Below are 9,290 nucleotides of genomic sequence, written 5' to 3' on the forward strand. Positions count from 1 at the left end.
CTGATCCGTACACGAGTTGACGACCGGACCGGTGCCGGGGCGGGCCCCCTGGGTACCATCGGGCCGTTTGGACCTATCCGAGGGGGGTGCCCGACATCGACGGCCACGACGACGGACGCACATACGGCGACGGACCCGGCTACCGCGGCGGAAACGCCCACCACGGCGGCCAGTTGCGTCCGCTGGGCCCCCAGGACCCGCGCGAGCAAGCCGGCTACCGGCTCCTCGCCCGGATCGGCGAGGGCGGCATGGGCACCGTCTACCTCTCGCACACCCGCGGCGGCCAGCCGGTCGCGCTGAAGCTGATCCGCCGCGAGTACGCCCGCGACGAGGAGTTTCGGCGCCGCTTCCAGCAGGAGGTGCGGGCCGCCCGCCAGGTGCAGGGCTACCACGTGGTGCCGGTCGTCGACCACGACACCACCGGCGACCAGCCGTGGCTCGCCACCACCTTCGTCCCCGGGCTGCCCCTGGACGAGGCGCTGTCCCGGTACGGCGCGCTGCCGGTGCCCACCGTGCTCCAACTCGTCGGCTGCGCCGCGGAGGCGCTGCGCGCCGTGCACGCGGCCGGCATCATCCACCGCGACCTCAAGCCCAGCAATGTGCTGCTGGCCGCCGGCGGGCCGTGGGTGATCGACTTCGGCATCGCCCGGGCCGCGGACTCCACGCAGCTCACCCGCAGCGGCGGGCTGATCGGCACTCCGCAGTACATGTCCCCCGAGCACGCGAACGGCCACGAACTCACCCCCGCCACCGACCTGTTCTCGCTCGGCCTGATCGCCGCCGTCGCCGCCACGGGCCGCCATCCGTACGGCGAGGCGGGCGCCATCACGCTCGCCACGAAGATCGCCAACACCTCCATACGACCGCCCGACCTGTCCGGCTACCCCGACGCGCTGCGGCCGGTGCTGACCCGCTGCCTCACCGCCGACCCCGCGGTGCGCCCCTCCCCCGCGGAACTGGCCGAGCTGTGCACGCGCGCCGCCGGCCGGTCGCTGCGGGACTTCGCCGGATGGCTGCCGCAGCCGATCGCGGCCGAGATCGTACGGCGGGAGGCCGCCGCGAAGCAGCCGCCCCAGCCCGAACCCGCCCCCGGGGCCGGTTCCATCGCTGGTTCCGGGTCCGGGTCCGGGCCCACGATGCCGGACCCGCCCGGGTTCGCGCCGGCCACCGGATACCCCGCGGGGCCGCCGCCCGGGCAGCACCCGAACGCGTTCGCCCCGCCCACCGGCGCACCCGCCGGGCCGCTCCCGACCGGTTACGGCCCACCGCCCCCCGAGAACGAGCCCCAGCCGATCCCCACACCCGGCGGCGGCACCCACAAGCTGCTGGTCGTCGGCGGCGGCGTGCTCGCCCTGGTCCTCGCGGTCACCCTCACCTACGCCATCACCCGCTCCACCAGCGGCGACGGCCACTCCGATGCCGGCCCCCAGCAGAGCACCCCGGCACCGGCCGCGGCCATCGGCGGCACGTCGACCGGCGGCACGCCCAGCACCCCCGGCACCGCCGCACCGACCGGCACGGACACCGCCACCGCCACCACCGGCGACGCGGCGGCCGACGGCAGCTACCAGGTGATCTTCAAGGACCGCTCACTGACCGTCCGCCCGCCCAACTCCATCGACCCCGGCCCGGACGTCGACCTCGACACCCCGCTGGTCGACCCGAAGGACAGCCTGCCCAGCAGCCAGGTCGAGCTGAGCTACAGCGACGACTACCTGACCTTCAACACGCCCACCGGCAAGTCCACCAGCGCCTCCCCCACCGACTGCCGGGAAGCCGCCGAGGCCAACCCGCTGCCGGGCCAGGTCGGCGGGCAGGACCTGGCCGGCGACGACCCGCTGATCAGGACCGGCGACCGGCTGTGCACCGTGACCAGCTCCGGGCACCTGGCGATGTGGCTGATCACCGGCACCACCCCGAGCGAGAACTACTACAAGACGCCCGTGTACACCGGCAAGCTCACCTTGTGGAAGATGCCGAGCCGGTGAGACCGCGGTCCTTCGGGGGCGGGCGGTGCTCAGTGGTGGGTGCGCAGCAGCGTACGGAAGGTCCGCATCGCCACCGACAGGCTCGCCAGGTCGAACTCCTCGGAGCCCTGGATCTCCTCCAGCGTGGTCCTGGCCCGGTTGACCAGGCCGGAGTTGCGCTCCTCCCACGCCTTGTAACGCTCCTCCGGGGTGGCGCCGGCCTCGCCCGCGCTGAGCACGTCGGCGGTGAGCGCCGCGTGCGCCGCGAACAGGTCCTCGCGGATCGCGGCCCGCGCCATCGACTGCCAGCGGTCGTCCCGCGGCAACTGGATGATCCGGTTGAGCAGTTGGGTGATGCCCAACCGGTCGGCGAGGTCGAAGTAGATCTCGGCGACGTCCAGCGGCTCCTTGCCGGCCCGGCGCGCCACGTCCACGATGTCCAGCGCCGGGAACGCCGACGAGAACCCCGCGACCCGCGTCGCCAGCTCCTCCGGCACCCCGGCGGCCGTCAGCTCGTCGTGCAGCCCGGCGTACCACTCCCGGTCCGCCCCGCACAGCAGCTGCGGCAGCTTCGACCAGACCGCGGTGACGCCCTCCCCGAAGAACTCGATGGTCTCGGCGATCTGGAGCGGCTGCATCCGGTTGTTGAGCAGCCAGCGGGTGCCGCGCTCGACCAGCCGCCGCGAGTGCAGCCTGATCCGGGTCTGCACATCGGCCGCGACGGTGTTGTCCAGCGCCTCGACCGCGTCCCAGATCGCGTTGAGGTCGAAGATCGCCCGGGCCGCCGTGTGCGCCCGCACGATCTCCTCGGTGGTCGCGCCGATCTCCTCCCGGAACCGGTGCAGGAACGTGGTGCCGCCGGTGTTCACCGTGTCGTTGACCAGCACGGTGGTGACGATCTCGCGGTGCAGCGCGTGGTGGTCGATCTGCTGGGCGAACCGCTCCCGCAGGGCCGCCGGGAAGTACGCGTGCAGCAGGGACCGCAGATACGGGTCGTCGGGCAGATCGGTGTGGATCAGCTCGTCGGCCACCGTGATCTTCGCGTAGGCGAGGATGACGGCCATCTCCGGCTGGGTCAGGCCGGTGCCGGCCGCCGACCGCTCGCGGATCTGCCGGTCGGTGGGCAGGAACTCCAGCGCCCGGTCCAGCCGGCCCTCCCGTGCCAGGCGCCGCATGAACCGCTGGTGCGCGTGGAGCAGGCTGCTGGTCTGCGCCATGCTGTTGGCCAGCGCGACGTTCTGTGCGTAGTTGTTGCGCAGCACCAGGTTGCCGACGTCATGGGTCATCTCGGCGAGCAGCGCGTTGCGCTGCTTGACCGTCATGTCGCCGTCGGCGACGGTGCGGTTGAGCAGCACCTTGATGTTGACCTCGTGGTCGGAGGCGTCCACGCCCGCGCTGTTGTCGATCGCGTCGGTGTTGATCCGGCCGCCGCTGCCGTCGGGGCCGCCGGACCGGGCGAACTCGATCCGGCCGAGCTGGGTGAAGCCCAGGTTGCCGCCCTCGCCGACGACCTTCACGCGCAGGTCGGCGCCGTCGATCCGGATCGCGTCGTTGGCCTTGTCGCCGACGTCCGCCTGCGTCTCGGTGGACGCCTTGACGTACGTGCCGATGCCGCCGTTCCACAGCAGGTCGACCGGGGCCTTCAGGATCGCCTTCATCAGCTCGGCCGGGGTGAGCTTCGCCGCCGAGGACGCGATGCCGAGCGCGGCGCGGACGGCCGCGCTGACCGGGATCGCCTTGGCGGTGCGCGGGTAGATGCCGCCGCCGGGCGAGATCAGCGAGGAGTCGTAGTCGGCCCAGGAGGAGCGCGGCAGTTCGAACATCCGGCGCCGCTCGGCGTAGGAGGTCGCCGCGTCCGGGTTCGGGTCGAGGAAGATGTGGCGGTGGTCGAAGGCGGCCACCAGCCGGATGTGCTCCGACAGCAGCATGCCGTTGCCGAAGACGTCACCGGACATGTCGCCGATGCCGACGACGGTGAAGTCCTCTTCCTGCGTGTTGTGGCCGGTCTCCCGGAAGTGCCGCTTCACCGACTCCCAGGCGCCGGAGGAGGTGATGGCCATCTTCTTGTGGTCGTAGCCGACCGAGCCGCCCGACGCGAAGGCGTCGCCGAGCCAGAACCCGTACGAGACGGCGACCTCGTTGGCGATGTCGGAGAAGGACGCGGTGCCCTTGTCCGCCGCCACCACCAGGTAGGTGTCGTCCTCGTCGTGCCGGACCACGTCCTGCGGCGGGACCACCTCGCCGCCGACCAGGTTGTCGGTGATGTCGAGCAGCCCGGAGATGAACGTCCGGTACGAGGCGATGCCCTCGGCCATCCACGCGTCGCGGTCGGCGGCCGGGTCCGGCAGCCGCTTGCCGACGAAACCGCCCTTCGCGCCCACCGGCACGATCACCGTGTTCTTCACCATCTGGGCCTTGACCAGGCCCAGCACCTCGGTGCGGAAGTCCTCACGGCGGTCGGACCAGCGCAGCCCGCCGCGTGCGACCTTCCCGAACCGCAGGTGCACGCCCTCCACCCGGGGGCTGTAGACCCAGATCTCGAACGCCGGGCGGGGCGCGGGCAGGTCGGGCACCGCCTGCGGGTCGAACTTGATCGACAGGTAGGGGTGCGGCTTGCCGTCCGAGCCGCGCTGGAAGTAGTTGGTGCGCAGCGTGGCCTTGATCAGGGTGAGGAAGGAGCGCAGGATGCGGTCCTCGTCGAGGCTGGCGACCTGGTCGAGGGCGCCCTCCAGCTCCTCCAGGATGCCGTCGGTCAGCTCCCGGCCGGCCTTCTGGTGGTCGGGCGACAGCCGGGCCTGGAAGAGGTTGACCAGCAGCCGGGTGGTGTGGACGTTCGTGCGGAGGGTGTCCTCCATGTAGTCCTGGCTGAAGGTGGAACCGGCCTGCCGCAGGTACTTGGCGTAGGCGCGCAGCACCATCGCCTGCCGCCAGTCCAGCCCGGCGCGCAGCACCAGCGAGTTGAAGCCGTCGTTCTCGGCCCGGTCGGTCCAGGTCGCGGCGAACGCCTCCTGGAACCGCTCGCGCGCGTCGTCCCCGAGGTCGCCGAGCGCGGGGTCCAGGCGCAGCCCGAAGTCGTAGACCCAGGCCCGGGAGTTGTCGGCGCGGCGCAGCTCGTAGGGGCGCTCGTCGACGACCTCGACGCCGAGCCGCTGGAGCACCGGGAGCACCGCGGACAGCGACACCGGGGCGCCGGTGCGGTAGATCTTGAAGCGGCGCTCCTCTGGGGCGGCGGAGACCGGTTCGTACAGCGAGAGGGTGAAGTCGTCCTCGGTCAGGCTCTCGATGTGCTGGAGGTCCGCGACGGCGGCCCGCGGCGCGAAGTCCGCCCGGTAGCCGTCGGGGAAGGCGTCGGCGTAGCGCCGGGCGAGTTCGGCGGCGCGTTCCTCGCCGCACTCGGCGTTGAGCGCCTCGGCGAAGCCGTCGGCCCAGGAGCGGGCGGCCGCGGCGAGCCGGTTCTCGATCCGCTCGGCGTCGGACTCGTCGAGTTCGGGGAGCCGGTTGCCGGGGTCGACGCGGATCACGAAGTGCAGCCGGGAGAGCACCGACTCGGTGTTCCATGCGGTGAAGTCGACGCTGCGGCCGCCCAGTTCCTCCTGGAGGATGTGGGTCAGGCGCAGCCGCACCGCGGTGGTGTAGCGGTCGCGGGGCAGGTAGACCAGCGCGGAGTAGTACCGGCCGTACTCGTCCTGCCGCAGGTAGAGGCGGAGCTTGCGGCGCTCCTGGAGGTACAGCACGCTGGTGACGGTGGAGCGCAGCTCCTCGACGCCGGTCTGGAACAGCTCGTCGCGCGGGTAGGTCTCCAGGATCTGGAGCAGGTCGCGGCCGTCGTGGCTGCCGGCCTGGTAGCCGGAGCTCTCCAGGACCTCCTGGACCTTGCGGCGGACCACCGGCACCCGGCGGACCGACTCGGTGTAGGCACTGGAGGAGAACAGCCCGAGGAAGCGCCGCTCGCCGATCACATTGCCCTCGGCGTCGAACTTCTTGACCCCGATGTAGTCCAGGTACGACGGGCGGTGCACCGTGGAGCGGCTGTTGGCCTTGGTGAGGACCAGCAGCCGGTGCTCGCGGGCCTTCTTGCGGGCGTCGGCGGGCAGTCGGCTGAAGGACGGCGAGGCCGGGTGGCCCGGGTGCCCGGGGTGGGTGCCGTCGTCGTGCGGGTGCTGCGGGTCGGAGCGCAGGATGCCCAGGCCCGTGCCGGGCACGGCGACGAGCACGTCCTCACCGCTGCCCTCGGCGCCGTCACCGGTGTCGGTGGTGAGTTCGTACTCGCGGTAGCCGAGGAAGGTGAAGTGGTCGTCGGCGAGCCAGCGCATCAGCTCCCACGCCTCGCTGGACTCCTGCTCCGGCAGCGGTGGCGGGGCGGCGGCCAGTTCGTCGGCGATGGTCAGCGCCGCCTGCCGCATCTTCGTCCAGTCCTCGACGGACTCGCGCACGTCGGACAGCACGCGGCGCAGATCGGCGGTGATCTCCTTGATGTCGTCCCGATCGGTCTCCCGGTCGATCTCGACGTGGATCCAGGACTCCACCAGGACGTCGTGCGGCAGCGGTTCGCCCTCGGTCTGCGGGGCGTACCCGAGGACCTCGATGAGCTTGCCCGCGACGTCGCGCCGGACGTGGAACTGCGGGTGGACGACCACGTGGATGGCCCGGTTCGCCTGGGTCAGCGCGTTGGTGACCGAGTCCACCAGGAACGGCATGTCGTCGGTGACGACCTCGACCACGGTGTGGCTGCACTGCCAGCCGTTCTGCTCCACCGTGGGGGTGTGCACCCGGAGGTTGGCGGTGCCCTGCGGGCGGTTCTCCGCGAGGCGGTGGTGCGACACCGCGGCGCCGTAGACGTCGACCGGGTCGCGGTCGATCAGGTCCTCCGGCGCGCTGTGCAGGTAGTAGCGCTGGAGGAACGCGGTCAGCGCCTGCGCGTCGAGACCCTGGCCGGGCGGTCCTCCGGCCGAGCTGCTCTCACCTGCCAGAGCCGCCCGTTCGAGAAGCGCCGCCTTTGCCTCGTCCAGCTTGGTCTGCATGTCCTCTGACTCCTGTCGCGCGCCATTGCGTGACGTCGGTTGGTGGCACGACGTACCGCGACGCGGGGTTTCCGCTACGGGACGACGCTATGCCGGAAAGGTGGCTCGTCGTGCCCGTCAGCACGACATGCCCCCGGAGCACGGATCAACAGTGATCACGCCCGCCAGGCTATCGTCCCGGCCGGGGTGGCTGTCATGCGCCGTCTTCGTACAAATGCACCGCTCACCTTTGGCCCGATTGGACAGAAACCGGGTTCCCGCCCAGGTCAGCCCGTTATTCGCTCGGCGTGGGCGACGGCCTCGGCGAGGCTGTCGACCACCGGGACCCCGGCCGTCTCCAGGCTCGCACGACTGTGTGAACCGCCGGTGTACAGCACGGCGAACGCACCCACATGGGCGGCGGCCGCCGCGTCGTCCAGAGCGTCGCCGATGACCACCACGGGGCGGCCGTCGAGGCCGTCGAGCGCGGCCAGGTGCCGGGCCATCTGGGCCGACTTGCCGTCACTCAACGCTCCGCTGCGGCCGTCGATCCGCTGGAAGCGTTCGGCGATGCCGTGCGCGGTGACGAACGGCAGCAGCTGCCGGGTGGTGGCGAGCGAGCACAGCGACTGGGTCAGGCCCGAGGTGTGGCGGGCCGCGAGCAGTTCGGCCGCCCCTTCGGCGAGGCTGCACTGCTCGGCCAGCCGCAGGTAGTGCCGGTCGAAGTTCGCGTCCATCACGGCCCACTCCTCCGCGGACGGCTGCCGGCCCAGCAGCCGTTCGTAGAAGCGCGGCACCGGAACGCAGTACAGCTCGCGGTACCGCTCGGCGGTGACCAGGGGCAGGCCGAGTTCGGCGAACGAGGCGTTGGTCGCCCCGACCACCGCTTCGATGTCGTTGAAGAGGGTTCCGTTCCAGTCCCATACGAGGTGCGCGTTCACAGCACGAACGTTACTCGCGCAGGGCGACAGCCCGTTTCCGGCCTGTGGACAACTTCCACACGGGGGTCAGCCGATCAGGTGGGGAATCTCCTGTGTCGCATACCACAGCAGCTCGTGATCCTCGGCACCGTCGACGGTGAACTGTGCGTCCTGGTCCCCGGCGTCCACCGCGCCCACCGCGTCGGCCGCGGCCCGCACGTCGGATTCGGCGTCGTCGGCGTCCACATGCACCGCCGCGGCCTCGGCGAGCCGCACCACCCCGGTCAGCCGCACCTCGCCGAGCGAGGCCGGGTCCAGACCGCGGTCGGGGTCGTGGCGCACCGCGCCGTCGGCCACGTCCACCGCCACGACCACGCGCCGGCGCGGTAGTTCGGGCCGCGCGGCCAGCAGCCGCAGGGAACTCTGGGCGGCACGGGTCAGCGCCGCGTACTCCAGTTCCTCGATGTCGTCGGAGACGTACCACTCGCGCAGGCCCGGCGTGACCGCGAAGGCGTCCAGCGGCGCCGGGCCCAGCTCGCCCGCCTTGTACGCCTCGGCGAGCCCGGCGAGGGTGGTGGGAATGTAGACGCGCATGGCGTGAAGCATACGGCCGCCACCACCTTCACAGGTGAATCCGGCCCGACCGCCGGATTCACCCCGGACGGCCGCCCGGCTGCTTGCCCGCGACCGGCCCCGCCCCCTACAACCGGCCCCATCGACACCGCAAACGATCTTTGGGGAACCACCATGCGCAGCACACCCTCGAACCGCCCCGGCGCCCGCGGCACCGCCCGCCCGAAACACGCCCGCCCCGCCGCCACCCGCCAGGACGCCCGCGCGACACCGCACGCCGCTCCCCACCCGGTCGCACCACGCCCCGCGCCACCGCACCCGGGCCGCCGGCCCGCCGCGGGCACCGCACCCCCGCGCCGTACCGACCCGCGCCGCCCCGCCACCCGGCCCAGGTACGTACCCCGCGCCCTGCCACCGCACCTGTGGTTCGCCGGACGGCTGCTCGACGTCCTCACCGGCCGCCGCCCGCTGACCTCCCTGGCGGGCCGGGTCAGGGACGAGGCCTACCAGCGGCTGTGGATGCTGCACGCCGAACGCGCGGACTGGCGGCGGCGGGTCCACGGCCGCACCCCGTACGTGTGCCGCTGCCGGGTCTTCGCGACCGCGAACGGCGCGCTGGAGGTGACCGCGGTGGTCGCCCTGGACGACGACGTGATCCGGGCGATCGCCTTCCGCCTCGAGCCCGGCACCGCCGACTCCGGCCCCGGCTACGGCCGCGCCCGCTGGCGCTGCACCGACGTGGCCGCGCGCTGACCGGCACGGCCGCGCCGCAAGGGCCTCACCCGGCGAACGGCTCGGGGGCGGAAGACTGGTTCCCGTTCGGCCCCCAA

5 protein-coding genes are annotated in these 9,290 nt (G+C 72.3%); 2 read left to right on the forward strand and 3 right to left on the reverse strand.

Annotated features, from left to right (window positions below):
• Nucleotides 1–86 precede the first annotated feature (86 nt).
• Nucleotides 87–1,988, forward strand: coding sequence for a serine/threonine-protein kinase (locus AC3ERT_RS18480; protein WP_435131775.1), 1,902 nt, complete (start codon nucleotides 87–89; stop codon nucleotides 1,986–1,988).
• A 29-nt stretch (nucleotides 1,989–2,017) separates the two neighbouring features.
• Here the strand turns inward: AC3ERT_RS18480 and AC3ERT_RS18485 are convergent, their stop codons facing one another.
• The 3 genes from AC3ERT_RS18485 to AC3ERT_RS18495 all read right to left on the reverse strand — a co-directional run bounded on the left by AC3ERT_RS18485 (nucleotide 2,018) and on the right by AC3ERT_RS18495 (nucleotide 8,481).
• Nucleotides 2,018–6,988 carry an NAD-glutamate dehydrogenase gene (locus AC3ERT_RS18485; protein ID WP_435175407.1) on the reverse strand — a complete coding sequence of 1,657 codons (4,971 nt, stop codon included), beginning with the start codon at nucleotides 6,986–6,988 and terminating at the stop codon, nucleotides 2,018–2,020.
• A gap of 266 nt (nucleotides 6,989–7,254) precedes the next feature.
• Complete coding sequence (locus AC3ERT_RS18490) at nucleotides 7,255–7,908, reverse strand: HAD family hydrolase (protein WP_335977654.1); 654 nt, start codon at nucleotides 7,906–7,908, stop codon at nucleotides 7,255–7,257.
• Nucleotides 7,909–7,974: 66 nt separating this feature from the next.
• Nucleotides 7,975–8,481 carry a DUF6912 family protein gene (locus AC3ERT_RS18495; protein ID WP_435131771.1) on the reverse strand — a complete coding sequence of 169 codons (507 nt, stop codon included), beginning with the start codon at nucleotides 8,479–8,481 and terminating at the stop codon, nucleotides 7,975–7,977.
• Between the two features lie 153 nt (nucleotides 8,482–8,634).
• Between AC3ERT_RS18495 and AC3ERT_RS18500 the strand changes: the two genes are divergently transcribed.
• Nucleotides 8,635–9,213 carry an Rv3235 family protein gene (locus AC3ERT_RS18500; RefSeq protein ID WP_435131769.1) on the forward strand — a complete coding sequence of 193 codons (579 nt, stop codon included), beginning with the start codon at nucleotides 8,635–8,637 and terminating at the stop codon, nucleotides 9,211–9,213.
• Nucleotides 9,214–9,290 lie beyond the last annotated feature (77 nt).

The organism is Actinacidiphila sp. bgisy145 (assembly GCF_057708125.1).